16 protein-coding genes and 14 pseudogenes are annotated in these 24,636 nt (G+C 25.9%); 18 read left to right on the top strand and 12 right to left on the bottom strand.

What is annotated here, in order from left to right; translation table 11 throughout:
• Positions 1 to 5: 5 nt before the first annotated feature.
• Positions 6 to 251, top strand: a pseudogene (bdr, locus tag QIA21_RS05015) (Bdr family repetitive protein); the annotation flags it as partial.
• Here the strand turns inward: bdr and QIA21_RS05010 are convergent.
• Together QIA21_RS05010 and QIA21_RS05005 are read right to left on the bottom strand one after the other, a co-directional pair.
• Positions 209 to 533 (bottom strand): annotated as a pseudogene (locus tag QIA21_RS05010) (DUF244 domain-containing protein); the annotation flags it as partial. The pseudogenes bdr and QIA21_RS05010 sit on opposite strands and share 43 nt — an antisense overlap.
• Positions 534 to 1,122: 589 nt before the next feature.
• Positions 1,123 to 1,421 (bottom strand): annotated as a pseudogene (locus QIA21_RS05005) (Bdr family repetitive protein); the annotation flags it as partial.
• A 1-nt stretch (position 1,422) separates the two neighbouring features.
• On the opposite strand from QIA21_RS05005, the pseudogene QIA21_RS05000 reads away from it, so the two are divergent.
• Positions 1,423 to 2,481 (top strand): annotated as a pseudogene (locus QIA21_RS05000) (DUF244 domain-containing protein); the annotation flags it as partial.
• A 51-nt stretch (positions 2,482 to 2,532) separates the two neighbouring features.
• Positions 2,533 to 2,825, top strand: a pseudogene (locus QIA21_RS04995) (DUF261 family protein); the annotation flags it as partial.
• On the opposite strand, the gene QIA21_RS04990 reads toward QIA21_RS04995, so the two are convergent.
• Positions 2,789 to 3,442 (bottom strand): site-specific integrase, encoded by a 654-nt coding sequence (locus QIA21_RS04990; RefSeq protein WP_418905537.1) that lies wholly within the window; start codon positions 3,440 to 3,442, stop codon positions 2,789 to 2,791. The pseudogene QIA21_RS04995 and the gene QIA21_RS04990 overlap by 37 nt on opposite strands.
• 436 nt (positions 3,443 to 3,878) lie before the next feature.
• Between QIA21_RS04990 and QIA21_RS04985 the strand changes: the two genes are divergently transcribed.
• The 5 genes and pseudogenes from QIA21_RS04985 to QIA21_RS04965 all read left to right on the top strand — a co-directional run.
• Positions 3,879 to 4,469: an outer surface protein ErpG gene (locus tag QIA21_RS04985; RefSeq protein ID WP_418905536.1), complete on the top strand. Its 591-nt coding sequence runs from the start codon at positions 3,879 to 3,881 to the stop codon at positions 4,467 to 4,469.
• Between the two features lie 89 nt (positions 4,470 to 4,558).
• On the top strand, positions 4,559 to 4,786 hold the full coding sequence (locus QIA21_RS04980; protein WP_418905535.1) for a DUF643 domain-containing protein: 228 nt from the start codon (positions 4,559 to 4,561) through the stop codon (positions 4,784 to 4,786).
• Entirely contained in the window at positions 4,782 to 4,874 is a 93-nt protein-coding gene (locus tag QIA21_RS04975) for a hypothetical protein (RefSeq protein WP_418905548.1), read from the top strand. The genes QIA21_RS04980 and QIA21_RS04975 overlap by 5 nt, the downstream gene beginning before the upstream one ends.
• A gap of 109 nt (positions 4,875 to 4,983) precedes the next feature.
• Positions 4,984 to 5,543, top strand: a pseudogene (locus tag QIA21_RS04970) (DUF603 domain-containing protein).
• Positions 5,540 to 6,740: pseudogene (locus QIA21_RS04965) on the top strand (PBSX family phage terminase large subunit); the annotation flags it as partial. The pseudogenes QIA21_RS04970 and QIA21_RS04965, both read left to right, overlap by 4 nt.
• 75 nt (positions 6,741 to 6,815) lie before the next feature.
• Here QIA21_RS04965 and QIA21_RS04960 read toward each other — a convergent pair.
• Positions 6,816 to 7,556 (bottom strand): CRASP family complement regulator-acquiring lipoprotein, encoded by a 741-nt coding sequence (locus QIA21_RS04960; RefSeq protein WP_418905534.1) that lies wholly within the window; start codon positions 7,554 to 7,556, stop codon positions 6,816 to 6,818.
• Between the two features lie 668 nt (positions 7,557 to 8,224).
• Here QIA21_RS04960 and QIA21_RS07610 point away from each other — a divergent pair.
• Positions 8,225 to 8,365 carry a hypothetical protein gene (locus tag QIA21_RS07610; protein WP_472841426.1) on the top strand — a complete coding sequence of 47 codons (141 nt, stop codon included), beginning with the start codon at positions 8,225 to 8,227 and terminating at the stop codon, positions 8,363 to 8,365.
• A gap of 213 nt (positions 8,366 to 8,578) precedes the next feature.
• On the opposite strand, the gene QIA21_RS04955 is transcribed toward QIA21_RS07610, so the two are convergent.
• The gene (locus QIA21_RS04955) at positions 8,579 to 8,803 is read right to left on the bottom strand and encodes a hypothetical protein (RefSeq protein ID WP_418905533.1); all 225 of its coding nucleotides are present in this window, start codon (positions 8,801 to 8,803) and stop codon (positions 8,579 to 8,581) included.
• A gap of 366 nt (positions 8,804 to 9,169) precedes the next feature.
• On the opposite strand from QIA21_RS04955, the pseudogene QIA21_RS04950 reads away from it, so the two are divergent.
• Positions 9,170 to 9,367, top strand: a pseudogene (locus tag QIA21_RS04950) (DUF764 family protein); the annotation flags it as partial.
• Here the strand turns inward: QIA21_RS04950 and QIA21_RS04945 are convergent.
• Both QIA21_RS04945 and QIA21_RS04940 read right to left on the bottom strand, forming a co-directional pair.
• Positions 9,357 to 10,221, bottom strand: a pseudogene (locus tag QIA21_RS04945) (anti-CBASS protein Acb1 family protein); the annotation flags it as partial. The pseudogenes QIA21_RS04950 and QIA21_RS04945 sit on opposite strands and share 11 nt — an antisense overlap.
• On the bottom strand, positions 10,209 to 10,415 hold the full coding sequence (locus tag QIA21_RS04940; RefSeq protein ID WP_418905549.1) for a hypothetical protein: 207 nt from the start codon (positions 10,413 to 10,415) through the stop codon (positions 10,209 to 10,211). The pseudogene QIA21_RS04945 and the gene QIA21_RS04940, both read right to left, overlap by 13 nt.
• A gap of 535 nt (positions 10,416 to 10,950) precedes the next feature.
• Between QIA21_RS04940 and QIA21_RS04935 the strand changes: the two are divergent.
• The 5 genes and pseudogenes from QIA21_RS04935 to QIA21_RS04915 all read left to right on the top strand — a co-directional run.
• A pseudogene (locus QIA21_RS04935) lies at positions 10,951 to 11,187 on the top strand (P13 family porin); the annotation flags it as partial.
• Between the two features lie 47 nt (positions 11,188 to 11,234).
• A complete protein-coding gene (locus QIA21_RS04930) occupies positions 11,235 to 11,735 on the top strand; it encodes a 5'-methylthioadenosine/S-adenosylhomocysteine nucleosidase family protein (RefSeq protein WP_418905532.1) in 501 nt (166 codons plus the stop codon).
• Positions 11,736 to 11,766: 31 nt separating this feature from the next.
• Positions 11,767 to 11,898, top strand: a complete 132-nt coding sequence (locus tag QIA21_RS04925) for a hypothetical protein (RefSeq protein ID WP_418905531.1) — start codon at positions 11,767 to 11,769, stop codon at positions 11,896 to 11,898.
• A 935-nt stretch (positions 11,899 to 12,833) separates the two neighbouring features.
• Positions 12,834 to 13,067 (top strand): annotated as a pseudogene (locus QIA21_RS04920) (DUF3890 domain-containing protein); the annotation flags it as partial.
• Entirely contained in the window at positions 13,067 to 13,390 is a 324-nt protein-coding gene (locus tag QIA21_RS04915) for a DUF1506 family protein (RefSeq protein ID WP_418905530.1), read from the top strand. The pseudogene QIA21_RS04920 and the gene QIA21_RS04915, both read left to right, overlap by 1 nt.
• On the opposite strand, the pseudogene QIA21_RS04910 reads toward QIA21_RS04915, so the two are convergent.
• Positions 13,391 to 13,903: pseudogene (locus tag QIA21_RS04910) on the bottom strand (phosphoglucomutase); the annotation flags it as partial.
• A gap of 187 nt (positions 13,904 to 14,090) precedes the next feature.
• On the opposite strand from QIA21_RS04910, the gene QIA21_RS04905 reads away from it, so the two are divergent.
• Positions 14,091 to 15,557 carry a UTP--glucose-1-phosphate uridylyltransferase gene (locus QIA21_RS04905; RefSeq protein ID WP_418905529.1) on the top strand — a complete coding sequence of 489 codons (1,467 nt, stop codon included), beginning with the start codon at positions 14,091 to 14,093 and terminating at the stop codon, positions 15,555 to 15,557.
• Positions 15,545 to 16,564, top strand: coding sequence for a glycoside hydrolase family 3 N-terminal domain-containing protein (locus QIA21_RS04900; RefSeq protein ID WP_418905528.1), 1,020 nt, complete (start codon positions 15,545 to 15,547; stop codon positions 16,562 to 16,564). Before QIA21_RS04905 ends, QIA21_RS04900 begins: the two co-directional genes overlap by 13 nt.
• Positions 16,565 to 16,930: 366 nt before the next feature.
• Here the strand turns inward: QIA21_RS04900 and QIA21_RS04895 are convergent.
• A pseudogene (locus QIA21_RS04895) lies at positions 16,931 to 17,443 on the bottom strand (DUF228 domain-containing protein).
• Between the two features lie 282 nt (positions 17,444 to 17,725).
• On the opposite strand from QIA21_RS04895, the pseudogene QIA21_RS04890 reads away from it, so the two are divergent.
• Positions 17,726 to 18,158, top strand: a pseudogene (locus tag QIA21_RS04890) (BB0158 famile outer surface lipoprotein); the annotation flags it as partial.
• A 222-nt stretch (positions 18,159 to 18,380) separates the two neighbouring features.
• On the opposite strand, the gene QIA21_RS04885 reads toward QIA21_RS04890, so the two are convergent.
• The 3 genes from QIA21_RS04885 to QIA21_RS04875 form a co-directional block, all read right to left on the bottom strand.
• Positions 18,381 to 18,578, bottom strand: a complete 198-nt coding sequence (locus tag QIA21_RS04885; RefSeq protein WP_472841420.1) for a hypothetical protein — start codon at positions 18,576 to 18,578, stop codon at positions 18,381 to 18,383.
• A 212-nt stretch (positions 18,579 to 18,790) separates the two neighbouring features.
• A complete protein-coding gene (locus tag QIA21_RS04880; RefSeq protein ID WP_418905526.1) occupies positions 18,791 to 22,618 on the bottom strand; it encodes an Eco57I restriction-modification methylase domain-containing protein in 3,828 nt (1,275 codons plus the stop codon).
• A gap of 1,190 nt (positions 22,619 to 23,808) precedes the next feature.
• Positions 23,809 to 24,387 carry a hypothetical protein gene (locus tag QIA21_RS04875; protein ID WP_418905525.1) on the bottom strand — a complete coding sequence of 193 codons (579 nt, stop codon included), beginning with the start codon at positions 24,385 to 24,387 and terminating at the stop codon, positions 23,809 to 23,811.
• Positions 24,388 to 24,636 lie beyond the last annotated feature (249 nt).

Genomic DNA, 24,636 nt, shown 5'->3' with positions numbered 1-24,636 from the left:
ATTTTATGAACAATTTAGCGTACAGAACATATAACATAGAAAGTATTAAAAATGAATTTTTAAACATAGGGTTTAGTGAGGAGGCGATAGATTTTGTTTTTCTTTATAATGATAATTACAACTTTGAATATTTAAAAGAGAAAATAATTGATGTAGAAAAGAATTTGCTAAAAGATATATCTAATTTAGACGTTAAGATAGATAATGTTGAAAAGAGTTTAAATACCAAAATAGATAGTTTAGATACTTCAGCTCCACCAATTAGAACAGTACCCACTTCACTAGTTCCGTATTTATCAAGTTTGTTTCTCTGCACACTAAAATCAATATTTCGATTAAACCTGAAACATTCTTGACTGCTTATTCCTGGTAATTTTTTACCTATCTTGCTTAATTTGCTTTTTTTTAATGGGAAGAGCTTTTTCCTCAAACACTTCACATCCAATAAAACTTTGTTAATCAGAATGCATCATGTGGAATCCTCCATTTTGCATATTATCTTGAATATTTAAATTATTATTTGTGTGTGACATAATAGTCATCCTCCTTTAATGTTAATAACAACATTAAAGCAAAAACTTTTTTGCCAAGTTTTTAACAAAAATTTTTGCAAAAAAATAAAGCTTAGCTAGATTCTCTACTAAAAGAACTAAGCTAAACCCTTATATTATTTTTTTGAAAATTGTACTATAACAGTAATTTTATTAGTTATATATAGTATAGCAAAAACTATTTTTGTCAACTTTACACAAAATTTCTTGTAAATAACAATATGGAGAATTTATCGAAACTCTCTTGCGAAAGAAATTCAATAAATTCCAACTAATAATTTTTGGGAAATGCTAAATAAATTAACCTTTGAGCTGATATTTTGCAATCAACATTATTTGACAAAATAATATAGTAAAAATAATTTTTGTCAAGTTTTTTAAAAGTTAAGTTTGGCTGCCAATTTAGAATTAAAATCAATTTGTCTTTTTACAAAAAAAGAACTCATTAAAATTCTTTGGTTATAAAATTTAAATGAGTTCTAATTTAAAACAAATCAAAAATATAATATTACTTTTTAGTCATGTTATTTTTCTAATAACATGACTAAAAAGTAAATTGTGCATTATCTTATTATTTAATAAATTGTAAATATTTCATAAATAAAGCATTTAAAATTGGTTCAAGAATTGCTGCTGTTAATATCATAAAATGTATTAATCTGTTTCCCATATTAAGATCTTTGCGTAAAATTTTACTTCAATGTCAATCTTGGTATTTAAAATAGATATATCTTTTTCTAAATTCTTCCCTACAATATCAATCTTATTGTTTACACTATCAATTTTAGTTTCCAAATTCTTTTCTACGAAATCAATCTTATTATTTACACTATCTATTTTTGCATTAAGTTCATTTTTTACGTTATCTATTGGATTAAAAGACTTGATGATAAACCGAGTGCTTAAATATTTTGGTATGAGTATGCCTTTTGAAGAGAATTTGTATATGTTCAAGGGTAAAGAGTTGGAAAATCTAGGATTGAGAGAGTTTGTTAAAGCTCACGGCGATAATATTAATGTTTAGTATAAAAATAAATATGCCAACGGTGTTGATAAATATAACTATTTCAAAAAAATTCGCGGTTCAGCAACTTTAGTGGGTTCAACAATTGATTGATGGTTTATAAATAAGGATGGTGATTTAGAGCTTTTAGAGATTAAGAGTAGCTATTCTAATTATATGAGTAGTGCTATAGCTGAGTACAATAAAAATGGCAATTTTTTAAGTAGTAAGTATTTTTTCAAATACTATGTGCAGGCACAAATTCAGCTAGCATGTACTGGAACTTGAGTATTGTAATTTATTCTTCTTAATAGATGTTGCACCGGTGAACTTTAGGATAAAGAGAAATAATTCTTTGATATCAAAAGTTTTAGAATTTGTTCAAAAATGTGAACAGGAAGTTTTCGATTTAAGAAATGAAATTCTTGAAAAGAATGGGGGCTAATTTATTAATTGCAAGTGATTATGATAATGATACGTTTATAAATCTTATTGAAGATATTGAGGAATTGGTATTAAAGAGTGATTTTTATCGATCTGGAGTTGAGTTTGACTGGATAAATGAATTTGTAGAGTATGTTGAGTGGCATTGACTTTGAGATTAAAACTGATGAGTCTGCTGTTAATCTTGAGTGTAAGCTGATTGAGATTGACAATCTAAAATCAGAACTAGATAAAATTCAAAATGAAAACAAAAGGAGAGAAAAACCTATTAAAGAACAGATTAAAATTAAAATCGATGAAATTTTAGATAAATATCTACTAATGAATCATGTAAATTACAGATTCAAACAATTTGTGTTTAATTATGATCCTAAGAAAAGGGCAATAGCAGATAGATTTACGGAACTTTCGACAACAAATAATAAATTTTACTTGCCTAGGAATATGAGCAATATGTCGTATGCAAATAGCGTCCCCTTTTGAATGGGGGCACTAAAAAAATTAAAAAAATATTTAACACTGGAGGATTAATTAATGCTTATTAGTAAAATAAAACAAAAAAATAGGAGTTTACTTGGAGAGATACAAAGATGGGGGTGTTATTTTTTATACTTGCATTATTATACAAATATGTTGAAGAATATTGAATTTAATGCTTTTGGAATAAATGTGGCGTATCGCAGATTTTTAGGACTCGGGTACATTAAGAAAAATTGTTTTTTATTAATGATCCTTGTATAGTACTTAATTACTACGGAATTAGGAGTAGTGTGAGGTATGAATCTTTTGGCTACTTTGGTGCTGCTAATGAATTTGAAATAAACAAATTTCTACATAAATGAAGCGATTTGTTTGCTTTAAATCCCGATTTTTTAAGAAGATTTTTGAATTTTTTAGAAATATTGATAATGCTAATTTGATTCTCTTTAAATATATGTTTGGTTTTTTGGAAAAGATAAGTTCTTCTTGTATCAAGATTTTTTTCTTTAAAATGATTCTTGTGAGCTATTTGAATAGCGTCAAACTCCTTAGAGTCAATAACAATTTCTCTAATACAAGTGACACTTCTTTTTTTTGCTACATTTACTTTTATATTGTAAAAAGTTTCTCCAGTTTTATTTGATAACCGGGTAATATCTTGCATTTTTACTTTTTGAATTTCAGTGCCCCTACAGCCACTTATTAAAAGTAAATGTACGAACCAACCAGATATCGGATCAATTTGTTTTAATTGTTTGATAGATTTTACGATTAATTTGCTGGTTTTTGGAGTTAAGTAGAACTTGGGCTTAGGCTTTAGATTTTCTTTTTTACTTTTAGTTGAATTTTTTATAGAATTTTTAAGAATTTTATTTTCATCAGTTGCCTTTTGATAATCTTTTAATAGTTTGAGAAAAAAATTCGAAGTGTCTTTATTTGAATTAAGATAATTGTTCATGTTCATAGAATTGGCTCCTTAAAAGTATTACTTTTGAATTAAGTAAAAGTAATAAAAATAGATAAAAATTTCATTTTACATTTTATCAAAAACAAAAAATTTTAGTCAAATTTTGGTGTCTATCATTGCATGTGGAATTTGGAATGTAGAGTAGCTGTAATAAACAGAAGTGGCAATTTTAAAGGGGGTCGGATAAGAAAAAAAAAAGACTACATGCTTTATCTAACATATAGCAAAGACTCTGAAATTTGATTTGTATGTGTTTTGTGATCTTTTGCAATGAGTTGGCTACTTGCAATGGGGAGATTTTTGAGAGTTGATTAAAATTACATTTTAGTTTTGTTGCTATGTAATTTGAAATGTAACAAAATTAGATATTTAAGTCGTTAAAAAAATTGTAATTATTGGGGGTTGAATTATTTTTAGGTTTACGGAGTAACTTATGAATGAAAAAATAATAATGATAATTGTTTGTGTTGTTTTTGCACTGATAATTTCTTGCAAGAATTATGCAAGTGGTGAAGATTTAAAACATAATGTAAAAGAACAAGTTAAGGGATTTTTAGATACAAAAAAAGAAGAGTTGGTTGGGGGTCTTAAAAACTTCGGATCAGAAGTTTCTTCAAAATTTAAAGAACTAATGCAAGCTGATGGACCACAAGAGCAAGTAGCTCAAGGTGTTAATGGAGATCCGCAATTAAAAAAAGAGATTGAAGGAAAAATAAAAGAATTAAAGGAGGTTAAAGATAGCTCAAAAAAGACAAAAGAGGATAGAAAAAAAGAATTAGAAGAGGCTAAAAAGAAATTTGAAGAGTTTAAAAAACAAGTTGAATCAGTAACTGAAAATGCTGATAAAGTTAAAAATCAAGGCAAGATCGGACAAGAAGCTTTTCTGTATGCTAAAAAATTAGGTTTAAATGGAAGTTATTCTACTAATGATGGTACTGATACTGATAAGTTTTCAAAAAAAGTTATAGATGATGCGATTGAAAATATTAAAGAAGAGCTTAAAAATCTAGACGATAAAAAATAATAAAAAATGGTTTTTGATAGTAAAAATTATACAAAAACAAGGCCGATAACCAGACTTGTTTTTGTATTTAAGATATTTTTTAACTAAAAATGACAAAAATTATTGTTCAGGATATTGTGTTTTTGCTGTATTGTTATACAGATAATATGCATGCTAATAAAGTTTCAGATTTTTATGATAATTTAGATCAAAAATCAAAAAAGGCAATACCTAGGCTTTATAGAACTGATCAACCAACTATGAGGCAAAAAAGACGTATATACAAAAATTATAAAGCAATACAGGAATACATAAAAAAAAACAGGAAAAAGTATTGATGAAGTAATAAATGACACTTTAGAACTCAGAAAAGAATTTATCAAAGAATTTTTGAGAGATAAATATCTAAAAAAACATAAATATTAAGCATCCGTCAATAGTTATTAAGAAGTTGTCAGTTTATGTTAATAATCTATGAAATTGCTTTACTATTTAGAGTAACAATTTGTTAATTTTGTTACTTTATAGAAATTTTTTGAAAAAAGTTAAAAGGTCTTTTTATGATTATGTTGCGTACTTTAGAGAAAGATCCTTAAATGATGGAGAAATAGCAGTTAAACTTGGAGTTCCTAGAGTAAATGCGTGGAGGATGAGACAAAAATGGGAGAGTGGGGAAACTTCTGTTGACTAGAATTCCAGAGTAGCAATTAGTGAAGATACTTTTGAACACCTTGTAGCCCAAACTTTTAAATCATAGGCTAAAGCTAGAAAAATTAAGGGAGAATTGGACTTAGAGCGTCTAATTTAGAATTAGGATTTATACGAGCATTTAAACAATATGCAAGCATTGAACTTGCCAACATGCATTTAAAAATAGAAGATTTACAATCCGAAATTACTTTTTTAACTAAAAAATGTAACAAGAAAAATGGTGTTAATGAAAGAATCAGTTTGTTAAAAAGCGAGTTTAATGACCTCATAAAGGAGTGTTCAATAAGGGAAACGGAGCTTTACTATGAATGTATGAAAAAGCTAACTTCTGCTCATGAAGTTGAGAGTAAAAGTAATTACAAAATTAGTAAAGGATACAAATGAATTTATACCAAACAAAATTTTTTATAACACTTCAAAAGCAATGCAAAAATCAGTTTGGAGTTAATATATTTAAATTTTTTGGATCAACAAACTCTTTGGTTAATTTTGCTCAGTTTGAAGAGAAATATTTAACCGCAAAGCAAAATAGGGTGATAAAAAGTATTCAAAAGAACAACGAAAAGAAAATTATATTCAGTGGTGGTATAGCTAGCGGCAAAACGTATCTTTCATGTTATCTTTTTCTCAAGAGTTTATTTGCAAATAAAAAGTTATACTCCAGTGATACGAATAATTTCATCATAGGGAATTCTCAACGTTCAGTTGAAGTTAATGTTTTGGGGCAATTTGAAAAGCTGTGCAAACTTCTTAAAATTCCTTATATTTCCAGACATAGGAATAATTCATATATACCGATTGATTCACTGCGCATTAATTTATATGGTGGGGACAAGGCAAGTGATTTTGAAAGATTTAGGGGTAGTAATTCAGCACTTATTTTTGTAAATGAGGCTACTACTTTATACAAGCAAACTTTAGAGGAGGTATTGAAAAGACTTAGGTGCGCGCAAGAAACTATTATTTTTGATACCCAATCCGGGGACCATCCAGAACATTATTTTAAAACCGATTATATTGATAATGTAGCAACTTTTAAGACATATAATTTTACAACTTGCGATAATGTTCTACTAAGTAAAGAATTTATCAAAACTCAAGAGAAACTCTGTAAAGATATACCAGCATACAATGCAAGAGTTTTGCTAGCAGAGTGGATAGCAAGTACTGATTCAATTTTCACACAAATTAATGTTACTCAAGATTATGTGTTTACCAGTTCAATAGCATATTTAGATCCAGCGTTTAGTATTGATTGGAGGCGATAATACTGCTTTATGTGTTATGGATAGAGTTTATGATAAATATTATGTTTTTGTATTCCAAGAGCAATGACCAGTCAATGATCCTTATATTATGAATATGGTCAAGACTATTTTAGAAAATTTCAATGTACACACACTTTACTTAGAAGATAGAGATAATACTAAAGGCGCTGGTGTATTGACGCGCGAATATATGACTCTTAGAAACAATATGAGTCATTATTTTAGAATTGTGCTGATTAAGCCAAAGTCTAATAAGTTTGGTAGAATAATATTGTTAATTACACCTTTTACCTACAAAAAACTTAACTATACATAATTATTGTAAGAATTTATTAGTATAAAACTATAAAAAATAGTTAACTATTAAAGTTAACTATTAAAATAAATTCTAATCCATAATGTTGGGAATAGGGGTTGTTAATATGCTTGTTTTTAGATTATCAACCTCTATTTTTTTATCATTAAATTTATTTAATATTGCATCGAAATAGGCTTTTAACTTAGAATCATCTGTTTTTATAGAATTTTTATTATTTTGATAATCTAATAAAAATTGTTTTATTAGATTTGAAAAAATTTTCCTTATAGAGAATATTTGTTCAAGGGAATTTTTGATTTTTTTTAAATCTAATATTTTTACCTTATCTAAAACATCTTTTTTAAAAAATAAGTGATTAATTATACTTTCTAGGTAAAATTCTACAATTGTTATGCTATTTAACACTTTGGCTGGTGATTTTAGTGCTGGTTTATTAAATATTGTTGCAAATTTATAGATTTCATCGTTCGTTAAAAAAGTATTTATAAAATCAAAGGCCCTTTTTCCTATCTTAAAAACTTTTTTATTATTTTCTCCATCTGTATTTTCTATACTTTTTTGATCAATTGGAAATGTTCTGTTTTTATCTATGGTTGCTTTAGTTGTCACTATTAAATCTATTAAATTTTTTATTTCGTCAATAGGTATATTTTTTGTTTCATCAATAGGTATATTTTTTGTTTCATCAATAGTTTTTTTTATTACCTTTTTAACATCATAATCGGAGCTACAAGTATTTAAAAAAATAAAAAGACACATATGCATAAAATTATGTTGTTCTTCATAAAAATATTCTCCTATAATTAGCATGGGCTAATTGTATAATTATATTAGGAGATATACAATATAATAATGTACTTTGATAACAAAAATTATAAAAGAATCCTAGGACCTTATGTTCTGTTAAACTTTTTGCAAATTCTTCAATATTTTAGGAATTTTATGAGTTTTAAAATACTTTTTTAAGTTTTTTAAAAAACTCTATCTAAAAAATAACATTCCATCTTGTATTACTAAGATTAAATTTATATTGCTTAATTTTATTATACTAATAAATACTAATCAAGCTTTAGTATCTCTATTTAAATCTACTATAAATTAATCTTCTCTTCTTAGTGGTCAATATTAAATATGTGCATCTTTTATATTGATTTCTAGGTCGCATTTATTTTAAATGTAAGCCCTTAGCAATGATACAAAGAGCAAATAACATGTAGATTTTATGTTATGTCCTTACTGTTATTAGAATATTCAACATTTCATTGTTAAAATTAATCCGTTCTAAAAAATTTTTTAAAATTATTTCTTATTTCGAATCTCTTTTTTTAAGCTATTGTGCTCAATTGGATATTTTCTTTTAGAAGGTCTTTTCCATCTTCACTACTTTTTGTTTTAAAAAATTCATTTTTTCATTTATACTTTAGCAGTTATAATCATTATTATAAAGCAAAACAAAATTTTACTATTGTTTTTGTCAAATCTTTTATTTTATACACTCACTTTTTATAAGCATTTTATTTTACAAAAATAATGTAAACTTTATAAGTTTTACAATGGACTTGATTTTTAAAAATCAAAAAGGTTTAATTAATAAACTTTTAAGAAATATGAAGAATTGAAAGGACAATAAGGAGATTTTATATGATTATCAAATTAATTAATATTAACTTGTCTATCGGGCAAATAATCCCTTTTTTTCTTCTTTATAGACATTATTTTCCTTCTTTTTTAATTAAAAGTAAGTCTATGCATTTTTATTTATGATTTATAACTCTTCTTTACTTTTTTTTCTTTTATTCCCTCCCTTAGTTAGATTTAGAGCTTTAAAGGTTCTAATATGTATTTCTAGGTTTTCTTTTTTGGATAAATTTATTTGCTAATTCTTTAATTTTTTGATTTTCTTCTTTTTCCATATATTCTAACCAATTCTCAAGCGTCTTATTTTTACCGTGTATTTTTCTAAACAATGAATATTCTTTATCCCATTTAGTAGTGACGTCTTCATATTCTTTTGCAATATGAATCTTTGATATATAGTTTTTAGGGAATTTGATCATATTAACCCTTCCTAACATATTTAAAATTATTGTAATAGTTTGATTCTTTTATTTTTTAAATTTTTGCTCAACATATATGTATATATATATTCTAATTTTAAACTTGTAGCGCAATTGTTGCAAATATTTATTGATAAATTATTAATATTTTTGGCTTTTTTATTTTAAAGTCTTCTTTAAATATTTTCTTTAAATATTTTTTTAATAAAAAATTCCAGTAGTGAACATTTTTGTATTTATACTAATATAATTTGCAAAAAAAATAATAACCAGTAAGACACCTGACCAGTTGTTATTTTGTGTATACAAAGTTTAGCGATATCTAAAGCTATTCATAATTGCTGTTAGTGATATACTCTTTAATTTTTTCAAAATTTTATTGTAATAGTGCTAAATTCTAAAGATTTTGATGCTAATTCTAGAATGCTAATACTTTATAGTATGCTCAGTGAGTTTATACATAATAGTACTCATAAGTACACTCTACCAACACCTCAACTCGAATATGTTAATAAAATTAACTTTTATATTTATCCAATGTCCAATATGCAAACAGTTGGTATTTAATAACTTCTAAGCTAGCGCTAGGAGTAGCTGTATAAAACATCCTCCTCAATTATTAAGATTGCTTTTAAGCCTAGCAAGCTCATTCTACAATGAGTCATTAAGGCTGCGTAAATTAGAAATATCTTTACTATGATTATTTGAGTTTTGTTTTCTTAGAAAGGATGATAAAAAGCTATTGCCTTTTTCATTATTACTACTCTGAGTTAGCGCACTCAAAGACGTTGTTGCGCTAGAGAGTGCGTCCTGCAGTTGCACTGAAGATTCATCTTTGTAAAACAAAAAATTGTGGTTTTCAATACGTTTTTCTATTTCAAGGTATATTTTTTCAAATAAATAAATATCTAGAAAAAACTTTCCGTGTTATACGGAACATATCTTTTCAAGATATAATCAAAATTTTCATATATTATGAGTCGACTTTTGTATATTTTAACTACATCTAAAGAATTACCCTCATTATTGGTTTTTGCTTTATCAGTTATATGATCAAAGTCAACACCCTGAGTCTCTTACAGATTCATAATCATCAAGGTATTCAAATTTAATAGGTAGTTCTATATTAACAGGGCTCTTCAAGGTTCAGTAGTATATCTTTAGTCTTTACTAGAACATATCCCAATTTCATGAAAACAATAGCTTATAATACAATTAAAAAGCGCATTCTTAAGTTGCACTTTTAATCTAGCAAGTTCAAGCTCACTAACATGAATATTGGCGCACTCAAGAATAATTCCGTTCTTGAGACAATCTTCTGCTACATTTTCTATGTAATTTCTAAAAAATATTGAATATCTATATAGTTTCAGTGAATTTATTTTATCTACTAGTTTTGCTTTTCTTAAATCATACATTTTTTATTTCTATATGCTAAAGACAGCATCAAATATGCAGCAGCTATTGCATTAAGCGCATCATCAGGAGTTTTATTGTCCCCTTTATAAGCGTAAATATCATTAAATACAATAGAACTACTATACTTTGCAATATTAAACCCAATATTCTGTATAAAACGTTTTATTAAAGCTCTTTTATTGAAGAACCCCATTGCTTGAGTAATTTAGTTTATATTGCCTTTAATTAATAAGCCGTCTATTTAATTTTGCATTAAGCAATGAATTTTTAAATATTCTTATAGCAAAAACCCTATCTTTTTTTAATCTTTATTAACACATATTTATTTATTAATTAAATAAAGGGCCTTTTCCTTCATGATTACCGTATATAGATACCACATCATATCCATATCATCTTTTTTATGTTAAAGGGGAACACTTAGAGCATACCTTTTCATGTAAGTAGCTCTAGAGCCAAATAATCAATACAATAAATTTATATTTTTAGAATTATTTCTGTTGTTTTTTATAAGTTTTCTGTGAGCATTGGCACGTCAAATAAGCTCCTTTTTTTTAAAAAAGGAGGTTTTGGCTTTAATCTAAGCAAATAATTAATATGCTGATGCCAAAGAGCCTCTCTAACATAGTGTCAGCAACCGGCCAATGTGCTGTGGGGGCCCCAGGATGAGAAAAGGGGATATCCAATAGTCGGGGATTATTAGTAGGAATAGGAGAAGCATCGCAACTACTGCATCCTATATAACCTCGCTTATTATTCCATTTACATTTGCAAATAAATAAAATGCAAATCTTAGAAAAAGACTTGGCATTTCGCTTGCAGGTTTTGAACCCAATTTTGATATTGGAATAAACGGATTACAGCTGTACTTTAAATCTTTACAATCCAAAAAATCTAATCCGGTCAACAAATATATTATAAATATCTATAATATTGCAATACTATTTAAACTAATAGAAACATGAAAATATTAATTTATAAATTAACAAAAAACATATATGGAGTTTTCTTTATGAAAATTAAAAATATAGCAAACACATTGATAATTTTTTCATTTATCGTTTTAAATAGTTGGGGAAATGAACCAGAAATAAATAAAACAAATGAAAAAAATCCTCAAAGCCATATTTTAATATTATCAGCTACAAAAGCAGAAATGGCAGAAATAGATAAGATTATTCAAAACAAAAAATCTATTTCAATAGAAAAACATAGAAAAAAAAAGATTACCATTGGAAAAGTGCTTGATCGTAATATAATTACCATAGCTACAGGAGTTGGAAAAATAAATACCGCCTTTTGGACAAGCTTTATTATATCAAAATATAAAATTAGCCATGTAATAAATGCTGGGGTTGCTAGCGGGATTTATAGCAATAAAAACAAATTCCTAAAAATAGGAGACATTGTAATATCTACAGAAACAATAAACCACGATTTTAATCTGCATAGATTTGGCTATGGAATTGGGCATGTTCCAGAACACCCTAAAAAATTCAAAGCAAACATTTAACAATATAAAAACAGACAACATGACATCTTATATGGGCTTAATAATTACTGGAGACCAATTCATTGACCATCAAAATTTTCAAGAAATCTCAGAAGAATTCGAAAACGCAATTGCAATATATATGGAAAGCGCCGCAATGGCTCAAGTAGCATTACAACTTTAAAATTCCTTTTATAATAATCCGGGGGATATCCGATATAGTTAATAATGAAAATAATTATAATGATTATAAAAAATTTTTAAAAAAGCTTCTTCAAACTCGGCAAAAATAGTAGAAAAATTAATTAAATTAATGTAAATACATAAATAACACACGAATTATGCAATTTTTGTTTTTTATATGTTTGCATTTAATATTATTAATATTTAATACTTAAAGGTGGTAGCAAATAAAATAGAATTTATACAATTAAAATTGTATAATAAAATTGAGAATTTAATTATGAATACAAAAATTATCCTCTTAAAATTAATTTGCTTTAGTATTTTGCCAATATTAGCTCTTCTTATTGTCAATTTTCTTATTAAAGGACATTTCATTAAGAAAATAAATTTAAATAAAAAAAAAGATAATAAGTAAAAAAACTCCGTAGGTAGCAATAAGTGCTATAATAAAAAAAATCAATAGAAATAAATATAAATTAAATAATTTCAATAGAAAAAAAATAAAAATTTGAATTCAAAGTAAAATTAAAAAAATATTTTGATTTTTCCCAAATTCGTAGTAGCTTACAAATTGATTAAAAATTCCCATTTGGTTAGCATATATGAATGATAGAAAAAACAATTTAAAATTTAAAGCTTGAAAAAAAGAAATTTATAAAAATAAACACAAACTATTTAAAGATCAAAAAATTTAATTGGGGAATTTATATTTTTGCAATGTTGTCCTGGCTTTTATTTTTTTTTTTATTATTATTATTATTATTATTATTATTACTCATTATTGGTATTATTGAATATGGGAAAATCCTATTAAAAATGTCCTGTGCTGATTCATCTATTATTATCAAATTAATCTATTTACCACAAAGCGATTTATCCTTATATCAAGAACAAATATTGTTTTACTATCTTTGGTTTTATTGTTTTTAAAATCATATGGGTTGTCAATTAAGAAAGAAAGGAATTGTTCGAGAATTTGAATTTGAGAGGATTAAAAAAGAGAAATTCAATGAACTTGAGCTTGATTACTATCCTAGCAGTGGTGGAGGCGAAGAGGGCGGTGGAGAAAGTTGTGGATCAAATAAGAACTTTTGTTCACAACTTGATGCATTTTTAGAAAAACTAAAAAGAGAGACTTCAGCGCCGTCTTGTGTAGGAGTTGTATAGTGAGTGGCGTTAGAAAAAGACTCTCAGATATGTCTACACGTATGATCAACGTTTTTAAGGATCCTAGCCCTTTAAGATTTTATAAAGGCACTGTTGTAAAACTTGAAAATGACGATTTTTATCAAAGAGTATTTGATAAGAATAAGTACACCGAATTTGCTGGAGTAATTATTGACATAAAACCACAAGAACTTGCAATGCTTTATGACTTCAATATATCTGATATTCAAGGGTATTCTAAACTTTACACATATCAAGATCTTAACTTTGAACTAAAAGACCGAATATCAATTTCGGATTTAGTTTACTTTGAAATATTTTAGTACATATCTTAGCTCAAAAGAATTGTCTTTTATATATTTTGTAGTAGTCTTTTTACATTCATTTGAAGATTTTTCTTCAGGAATAATATTATGTATTGAAAATACCTATTTTTTCATTATATTGTTCTATTTTTAATCTCAAAGATTTTATCAATTCTTTATCTATTGAATTGATTCTAGAGTTTCCATCCATTTCTTCTATTATTTCAATTGGATTTTTTAGTATTCTTTTCTTTAATTTTTCGATATTTTTGCTGTTAATATAGTTTTCATAAGTTAACTTATGTATTAATGATTTACATACATAGTAAGATTGGATTTTATTTTTTCTTTCTAATTTTATTGTTTTGTTACAATACTTCTCTAAATGGGATTCATTTTTAAATAATTTAATACAGTGAATATTATTAGTGTTATTAGTGCTTTATCTTCATTGCCTATTTCATTTTCTGTTGAATCTTTGTTTTTTGATTTTGCAAAAATTTTTCTAAATTCCGAAGGATAAAATGCTATTTAATCAAAAGCTTTTTTAAAATTTTTAATGTTAAGTGAATATTGTTCAAGCATGTAAATTTTTTCTCGTTGATATTTTAGTCATATTATTGATATAATGACCGTAATATAGTTACTTATATTATAGTTAAAAAATTTGTTTTTTAAATTATAATAGGCTTTATCTTAAGGGTTTTGGTTTTTACTGATGAATTTTAAAGTTGATGAAATTTTTTCTGAAATGATACTAAAAAAGCTTAATTCTGGTGAGATAGGAATTAATAATTTTGAATCCATTAAATATTTTCCTTGTGATAATCATGAAAATATTTTAAATATTTCAGATAAAATTTTGAGTTTTAAGTTTAACAAAGGTTTTGTTGAAGATAATTTGAAAAAATATTTTCGGGATTATTCTAAGTTTTTGAATTCAGAAGAAGGTGATTGTTATATTTTTTCTTCTTGTGAACTTGAAAATTTGGGACTAATGCTTTTCCCTTATCTTTCTTTTGGGATATTAAATGGGGGCTCTGCAACAAGCTATTTTGATCTAACTAAAAATAGAAGGTTAAATGAAGATTTATATGTGCTATATGAATCTAAAATACTTGAATTTAAAGAAAAATTTGGAGAGTTTCCAAAGGGTATAACCCCAGCTTATATTAACAAAGACGGTAGTTTCGGATTTTCATTTTTGGCTTTGAAAATCAGGCACCTTTTAATGGTTGCCAAAAGATATGAATCTTTTTATGGTAGAAGGATTAAGCCCTCAGTATTTCAAATGACTAGTTGCAAAACGGATGAATTTATTTCAAAGTTTTTGGATGATTTATTTGTAGATGATTTTATTAAAAGTGTAAATTTTTGCAATTTTAATAAAGAAGATATTTTTACAGCTGTCCAACCTTTAGTTTATTGTTATGAAAAACTAAATAGTTCTAATTATCAATATTTTACTTTTAATGATAATACTATTTTAGCTTTGCCTGCAGGCCATGGTCAAAATTTTAAAATTTTAAAAGACATTTATTTACAGCTTTATAGATCTGGAAAAAGATTCATATATATTGGCAATGTTGATAATGTGGGCTTTACAATTAATTTTAAAGCACTTGCTGTAATGGCTTTAACTAATTGTTCTTCTGGATTTGAATTTAGCTTTAAAAGCAAGACAGATTTTAAGGGGGGGGTATTGGCGGTAAATGGTGAAAATCGTTTAACTTGTGTTGATATTGGTGGAGGGATTTCTTCGGAGATTATACAAGGGTTTGAAGATAAAGGTAATGAATTATTATTTAATTGTGCTACCGGGCTTTTTAATTTAGAGTATTTGATAAAAAATATTGATCAAATAATAGAAAAAATGCCCATTAGAATTATAGAGCAAGATAAAGAAATTGGTAAATATGTTTCGGTTGAGCAAATAACGTGGGAAGTGTTAAGATTAATGGAAAATCCATTAATCTTAACGGTTGACAGGAGTAAAAGATTTCTTCCTGCAAAGTTATTTATCGATATGTTGCTTAATAGCAACTATCTTGAAGATAGTTGCGGATATTGTTGTAGGAAGAAAGGTAATAATTCTAGTTCTAATAAAGATTTATATTGTTCTCTTTCTGCTTTGTTGTCAAAAGATTATGGTTTGATTAGTGGATGTTGTAAATGGACTTTTTGAAAGCTTTCTTTTTTCTTTTTTTTTGTTTAAATTTATTTGCGATAGAATCTTTGCCAGAAATAGATTATGAATATTTTAACAAGGATAAATCAGATCTTGTAGATTTAAAGGAATTTTTAGGTGAATTAGATTTTCAAACTATTCTAAAAGATAGAAACTTATTTATTGGAATTAAAAATTTAACAAGTTTTAAGAAGGTTCAAGAACTTAATGCTGATGATATTAAGAGAATAAAAAAGATTAATCCGATTGGTATAATTTTATTTAGAGAAAATTTAAAAGATGCTGAGCAGACAAAAGGATTGATTAGTGCAATAAGAAGTTATATTGGACATGATATTTTTATTGCTATTGATGAAGAGGGGGGAATAGTTAGTAGAGCTAGTGAAAATAAAAAAATGGGGGTTTATAATTTTCCGGCCATGGAGTATGTAGGGGCTGTTAAAGATTTGCATCTTATTTATAAAATTGGCGAAGTTCTTGCTAAACAATTGCGTAGACTGGGTATTAATTTAAATATGGCTCCAGTTGCCGACATAAAATTTGCACCACATACTCCTTTACTAAATAGAACATTTGGGGGATATTCTGCTTATAATATAGGACTTATGGTAGAGGCTTTTATTGATGGTATGCAGAATCATGGAGTATTTTCAGCAATTAAACATTTTCCTGGATTAGGAGGAACAACTATAGATACACATAAATATTTAGCGTTTTTGCCTTATAGTAAAAGCTTTTTAATGTTAAATAATTTTGTACCTTTTATTTTTGGTAAGGCTGCTAAATTTATTATGATTGGACATGTTAATGTTCCTAAGATTTCTAAAGATATAACTAGCATGTCTAAAAACGTTGTTAATATTATAAGGGAAAATTTAAATATTACTAGTATTATGATGACAGATTCTTATAATATGGGGGCAATTACAAGAAGTTTTTCTAATATTAAAGATGCTATTAAAAAGTCCTTAAATTCAGGTATAAATATAATCCTTGTTCCTTAGTAAAAAGAGTAAATTCTCTTAAAAGAAGTCGATAATTTAGATTAAATATTGGATATGAAATCAATTTTAAATTTTAAGGCAATGGCCAATACGGAATGTCGATTTTAATAAATTACGTTTGGGGGGAGAGGATCAGGGGTGACGAATTTACATCCAGCATTACTGAGGAGCTATAAGATATAGAAGACGTGTTTATACTTTTTTTAAGTCTTATTGATGATAATGAATTAAAAGAATTTTCATTCTGGTAAAAACCATTTATACATAATTGTGTTCTTAACCTCGCTTATAAGCTTATAATATTAGCTACAGCTTTTGCATAATAATTTTCATCGTATAATTCCATATTAAATCCTCCTAAATTTTTTAATTTCGACTTATGGCTTTGTTTCCAAATACTGCTACTTTTATTAAATAAACATCATTGCTAATTTGACGTGCATCAGATAGCGCTATCACATCAACAGTTGCCTTATTAGCTCCAGAAATCTTTTCTAGAGCTCCATCTTTATTGAAAATAAGTTTGTCTTTTGCTTTATCGCTAGAATCCTTTGTAACTAAATAACCTTCAAAATTATTGGTAATTGGGACAATAGTAGCTGTTTTACTAAACTCGTCTATATCAGTACATATTCCATATAAGTCTTCACCGCCTCCGGCCTCAACATGGGGCTCATAGTGAATTTCATCCTTTTTTTCTTCTTGAATAACTCTTTTAACCCCTCTGGCTTGTACGGATACTCCGAAAATGGATGATTTTCTAGTTTGTCAACCACACACACTGGTTCTAGAACCCCTAGAGGCAAAAAATTGTATGTTTTTATCTCTAAACTCTAAGGAATTACCCAGCAAACTAGAATCTTGTTGTGGATTTTTCATAAACTTTTCTAGTTTACTTCGCTTTTCTTGATACTCCTTGATACTCTTTTACTAATTGTGTTGTATCTGCCATTCAATTCCCTCCTTTTATTCTCTTTAGCCTAACCATCACTATTAGGATCATCACTTAGCATTAATTATTTTTCTAAAAATCCTTTGATTTTTTTCCACCTTGTTGTAAATCGGCATAATTTTTGCACGAGTTCATTTCAAAAACGGCACAAATAATAAATATTGTTTTAATATTCATAATTATTCCTTAAGTTATTATTCCTTAAGTAATTGCTTGCAGGAGGTTATGTTACATGGGTAAAATCTGGTAATTTAAGATCTGTAAAAGATAAATACAATAATTTAATCCAAGATCTTAGAGAGCTTAAGTATTCTTATATTTTTTCACCAATCCGATTTAAAACCTTATCATTGTTTGGCTATAATTATTATATTAACGATGAATAATTATAAAATATTAATGAATAATGTGCCAATAGCTAAAATCATAGCATTTGAGGTAACTAAAGAGTTTGAAGAAAAATATGAAGTTAAAAACTTAAAATTAATTTCTGAAGGATTAAATATTGATTTTGAGCAACATAGAGTTGAAGTTGCTAAAATTAGTTTAAAAGAAATTTCAAAAGAGCCCGGATATACTATTTCATATAATTTTGGGGTTTTTAGTGATGATTTAACAAATTCCTTTAAACTTCTTTATAAGATTCACTATTCTTATAAAGAAGTTTAAGAAAAACTTTTCAATATATTTTTTTATTTTAAATACATTCCATCAAAAAATGGAATGCTTAAAACATATATCAGTAATACATCTAATTTTAATATTTATTTCAAATAAATATTAAAATTATAAAAAGCCTTCCTTTAACAGAAGACTTTAATTCTAAATAATTAATCTTATTATAAGATATATCTTTTTATTTTCTTATCTATTAAAAATCACAAATCTATTACCAGAACAGATTTCGTTTTTTGAAGAATCTAAAAAAGATTTTGTTTTTTGAATAAGTTGTTCTATCTCTTTTTTTAGTTCTCCTGCTTTAACTATCTTAGAAGAAGAGGTATTTAACTGCCTTAAAGCATTATCCATTTCATTTTTTGATTGTCTTGCGAAGCTTAACAAAAATGTACAAATTATTAATACTTATTGTTTTGTCTTCCTTTTCATGCGATTTAAGTAAATCTGAACAAAAAATCAACTAAGCATATTAGACTTATTAAAGCAGCCTAAACCTTCTATCTTTTGAGCTTATCTATGAGCTTATAACATATGAGCTTATAACATATGAGCTTATAACAAGAGCTCTCTTCAATAGATAGAAGACCTTAAAATTATTAAGCCTCATACGATTTATTTGCTCCTAAATAATTCTCATATCCTTTTATTAAAGACAAAATATAATCTTCTCCTTTTTTGTTTTTCAATACTTTAAAATCTCTAAGTAAAGTAATAAAATCTTCTTTGGTTAGTGAATAAAGGTTAGCCACAATAAAGTTATTTTCAATTTCTTTTTCCTTAAAAAATTCATCTTTCACATCTAGATTTAGTATTTTATTGACTTTTTCTTTACTAAACTCAAAATATTCTAAGTAAAGCAAATATTTAAAGTTCTCGGGATCATTTTTAGCTATTAGCAAGGAAGTATTTTTTACTAAAGTTAAGTATAGCGGGTTAGTTAAAATATCTTTTTCTTCAGGTTGAGGCATTGGACACTGGTATAAATATGATTTTTGAACATGTATATTAACAAATCTTCTGATCAAAAAATCAAATGTTAATGAATTAAAAATAGATATAATAAATAATTTTTTATAAATAGATATTGGCGTTTTCTCATAATTTATATACATTGAATCTGAGCAATAACAATTTTTAGGAGAAAGTGTGCTGATCATAGTTCTTTCATCTGTATTTCTTGCAATATCTCTATAGAATACTCTTTCAGTTTTATATTGATCATCTTTAGTTAATACCTTTTCTAAGTCTTCTTTATCTATCCATAAAAGCTTAGAACTTTCTTTTGCATCATCACTAGCAAAAAATCTTGAATTAAGCTGATAAATATTGGCTCCAGAATAAAGAAATATAAAGTTTTCATTATTATATGTTTTTAGTAAAGATTTACGATTATTAATACTTGTGTTCAAACCTCTTGTAAAATCAATATACTCTTCTGATAGAGTACTAAATCGACTAAACATCTCGTTAATAAGCTTAAGCTCAGCGCTATCTCTAAATTCTATTATTGATTCTTGAATAGGAGATAGTTTTCTAATTTGGTCTATGTTTAATTCAATTCCTTTATAAGAATCATCTTTACCCTCTTTTAAGTCTCTAGTTGTTTCTTTTAAAATATTATCACTACCCTGAATCATGAATTTTGCTTTAAAATTTGATGCAGGGGCTTTGATATTGCTAAGTTGAAATATTGCAAATTTAAAGCGAGAATCCACATCTTTAAATCTTTTTTTATTTTCAAATTGATAAATATAGTTAAGTTTATAGTTATTAAAAATATGCTTTCTTATCACTCTAGAACTATATTCACTCCAAAGACCAGAGGGAGCTAGATAAGTTAAATTGCCTCCTGGTTTCATTAATTTTAAATTAAATGCAACAAAATATCTAAAAAGATTGGGGCCTCCACCACCAGAAAAGTCTTTAAAATCGAATTTATAAATATTGTTAATGGCAGTTATACTATTTTTTTCTTCATTGTATTCAATATTTAAAGAGTGATTATCTTTACCGAGCATTTCTTGTTTTATTTTGTTTTGTTCTTTTATGCTTAGTCTTCTGTAATTAGGAATATGTTTTGAAAAAAATTCTGTTTCATTAAACTTAGTTTCCTCCCATGGAGGATTTCCAATCACAATATCAAATCCTTCTTGAATATCTGGAAATTCAACTCCATAGTGGAAAAGTTTATAATAGCTACTCAATTTTCTAATTTTATCTATTTTTTCTTTATCTTCAGTAGAAGTTTTATTGCTTAATATGTTTTCAATTAAAGTAATTACAGTTGTAATATCACTAAATTCTATTTTTAAAGATTTGTCAAAAGATAATGAATAAAGCTTAATTAAAGAAAATATTATCCTTAAATTATCTGTATCTTCACTTTCTTCATATTCTTTGTATATCTTTTTGGATTTTTCTATATCTTCTTTAGTAGTATCGTTAATACTTTTAATTTTTTGGTAGCTATCTTCTAAAATAGTTGTAATTTCTTTAATTCTTTTTTTAAATAACGAAAATCCACTTTCAAATTTTTTTTTTGCAATATCAAAAAATTCATCTTTGGTATACCCTAGCAGAGCATTTCCTACTTTTATGTGATGCTCAATAAAACTTAGTGGTGTTCCAAAGATGAAGGTATTAATCCACAAACTTAGCATAGTAATTTCAACTGAAATAGGATTAATATCAACACCATAAATACATTTCTTTAATAGCATCCTTTTAAGCACTAATTCTTTACTTATAGTGTCCTGAACATCATATTCTTCACTTTCTTTAAGAATAGCTCTATATTCTTTATCAAGCTCTTTTTTTACATCTTCAAATTTATTTAGCTCATACCATACTTTTTCTGTTAAATAATCTAGACAAGAAATTAAAAAATGACCTGAACCACAAGAATTATCAATGATTTTTATATCTAAAGGGGACTTGGTTTTAAGCTGTTCTTCAATTGCAGATGTAACCATAAAGTCAGTTAAGTCATCGGGTGTATAATATGCCCCACTTTTTTTTCTATCAAGGGATCTGGATGTAAGATAAATATTGTTTTTAAAATATGTCGCAACTTTGTTTACTTTTTTATTTTTAAGCTCTTCTTCAGTGCGAATTAGATAAACGCCGTCTTCGACAATGCGATGAACAGTAGTATCTGCAATTCTTAGGTCATATTCAAGTAGAGTTTCGTACAATTCTCCAAAACTTTTGGGATCTAGCTTTGAATACTCTACAAATTTTTTATTTTTAATATTTCCTTCTTCAAAGAAAAGTATTTTAACTAGTATTTCTTCAAGTTCGCTAATACTTAATAAATTTTCATTATTTAAATATTTAACCTTATCTTGTGCAAATAATCCCCCATTAAATATAGGAAATTTTATTGAATCACTTCCTTTATCAAGTAAATTAAAAATTGTTATTATTTTTTTATATCCTAATTTATTTTTTGTATTTTCATCATAAAAAAAATATCTAAAAGATATAGAAGATCTATATAACTTGTTTTCTTCTAATATTTTCTTAAATATGTCGTTATCTTCAATATATGCAATAAAAAATATTCTTAAAATAAAAATAATTGATTCTTCAAGAATACTAGTCAAAATATGTTGAGTAATTTCTTTGTTTGATATTTTAAATTCTTTGTCATATATATTTTTTGCAATTTTAAATACTATAGAATCGTCAGGCCTCTCATAAAGTATCTCTTTTAAAGTTTTTTGAATTATCTCTTTTTCTTTAGTTATTTGTTCCTTTTCGACTTCTATTACATTGTTTGTCTTTAGGTATCTTTCTTTTCTTATAAGGTAGCTAAATAAATCAAACCATTCTTGTTCTTTGTATTCTTCTTTTTCTTCGATTTTAGAAAAATCAAATTCAATATATCTTTTTTCTCCATAAAGTACTTTCGATTTGTCATATAATCTCCACACCTTACCATTTGAAAGTATTCCATAATGTTTTTGATATTGATTTAGATATCTATATAGCTGATCCTCTGCTTCTTTTATTGTATTTTTAATATCAAAACTAAACGATGGACGCTTAATTTCTACTATAAGTAAGATATCTTCGGCTGGAATAGGATCATTATTTTTTTTAGCTTCTTCTAGTTTATTATTAAAATCTACTTTGTCTTTATCATTTTCAAAAAGTAATATATCTACTCTAGACTTCACCCCATCTATTTGACCACCTTTTTGTTGCTCTACTGAATAATTTAGTTCTTCAAATATAGATTTTAGTAAAGACTCTATATTTGCTTCTGTTGAATTATCGTCTATTGACAACAGCTTATTTTTTACAAAAATAAAAAAGGCTTTTAGCTTATTAATATTTTCTTTTTTTATAAAATCTTTTGATAGTTCTTTATAAAGAGATATATTTGGATCATTTGTTTTTACAATGCCATTAGTTTTCATTATTTTATTTTATCATTTATAAATAATTGAGCTCAAAAGTTGAATACCATTGCTAATCAAAACATTTAATTATAATTTTTGATATTAATTATTTTTTAAACTTTATTCTTTTTATAATTAAATTAAAAAATAAAGAACTTAAAAATGAAATTAATTCTGTCGAAAAAAATTTGTAAAAAACATATCTAATCAAACACATCTTCTTTTTTTTCAATGTTCACTATATCACAATAAACTTATTATTGAAAGTAATTCACTGCAAATTAGAACAACTAAAAACAGTACTTAAACGAATAAAGCTACAAGTAAGAAGTTTTTAGACAAAGTAAAGGGAACAAATACTGATCTTGGTAAAAAAGTGGGCTAGTAATGAAAATATAAAAAAGCTTTACTTAAAAGTGCTACCTACTGTAAGTAAAAAAGAAAACATTGATAATAATAAAAATATAAAAGCTATTTTGATTTTATTACCCAAGTACAAATTATTAAGTCCTATGTAGCCAAAAGGTAAACACAATAAAAATGCTATTAATCCCAAATAAGATTGTTTGTTTTGTCTATTTTTAGTCCTACAAGCGGCACAAATTTTGTCATAATTTTTAATTAATCTTTTGCAAGAAAAACACTGCTTATTATTATTAAAATATTTATTCAACATTAATTCTCCAAACAAAAATACAACTTATAAAATTGTAACATTCATTATAAAAAGAATTTATTAATTTTGCTATTTTAGCTTGATAGTAATTAAAAGATTTTGTTTCCATTTTAGGATATCACTAGGATTATAGTATTATTTATGAATTTAGTATTGTGACCACCAGTATGTTATAGTAAATCTCCAAAATTTTCAAAAAAATTAATAAAAATTATATATCTTTTAAATTAAAATTAAGGGTTTTTATTAGAAAATAATCTACTAAAAATTGAACAATCAAAAAAAAACGGCACTTTCAATATTCAAATTATTTTGTGAATGAATTGTAAATAATGTAGTGCCTCATAGTATACTTAATGTCTAAATTTTATAAGTATAGCAAATATGAAAATAAACGATATAAATTTTATACATATAAAAATAACGCATTGAATAAAAAATACAAATAATCAGAAAAATAATTGCAAACTAAGGGACAATTTTTTTAAAAAATGACATTCTTGTTATATTTCTAATTTTTAATTTTGGGTTTTTATAAGCTACCAGTTATTCTTAATAAATCGTCTTCTTTCATTATGTATGTTTCTTTAAGATAAGTTGTCTTATTGTCTGTTGATGTATTAGTAATCATAGACGGGCTAAAATGTACATAGTTTCTATAACTTGATACAAAAATGGAATCATTAAAATCATGGCTATTTTGTTTATTTTGGTTTGTTCTGTTATCTTTTACTCTAAAGATACCCCCGTATTCAATCGCCTCTTTAAATCTATAAATTTTGTCTTTTTGAATTTCTGCTATTTTCGTATTTGCTTCAGTAATAATAATATTTCCGTTATTTTGTTTTTCTATTTTTAAGATAGTTGCGCTATGGGGTGGATCGTCTATATTAGTAGTGGCATTTGAGCCTTGGGTAGTAATAGTAGTTTCACTTTTAATTTTAAATGCTTTAATTTCGTTTGAAAATTGAATATTTGTTTGAGACTCATTTTTTTGATATTCTTTTATTTTTTCTGTATCTAATGCGCTTATTTGATTATTTTGTTCAGATTTGCTTAAATTGCAAGAAAAGAATATCAAAATAACAAGTATTAATAATTTTTTGTGCATTTTTGTTAAGCCTCCTTTTTTAGTTTGCAAAAGTTAATAATATTAATATTAATATTATAATTATATATATTGATTTTTACCAATCGTGTTTGTAAACTTTTGCTCCCAATTTTTAATTTTTTAATTTTCATGGTTAAAAGTTTATTTTTTCTTGAAAATAAACTAAAGTTTTAACTTTCATGTTTAAAGTTTTAGTTTTCACAATTAAAGTTTGGGGCCAAAATTATCTATACTAGTTAAAAATTATAT

It is taken from the genome of Borreliella japonica, from assembly GCF_030438115.2.
GTDB classification, from domain to species: domain Bacteria; phylum Spirochaetota; class Spirochaetia; order Borreliales; family Borreliaceae; genus Borreliella; species Borreliella japonica.
The sequence above is the reverse complement of the archived record's forward strand: the minus strand, read 5'-3'. Positions and strand labels throughout refer to the sequence as shown.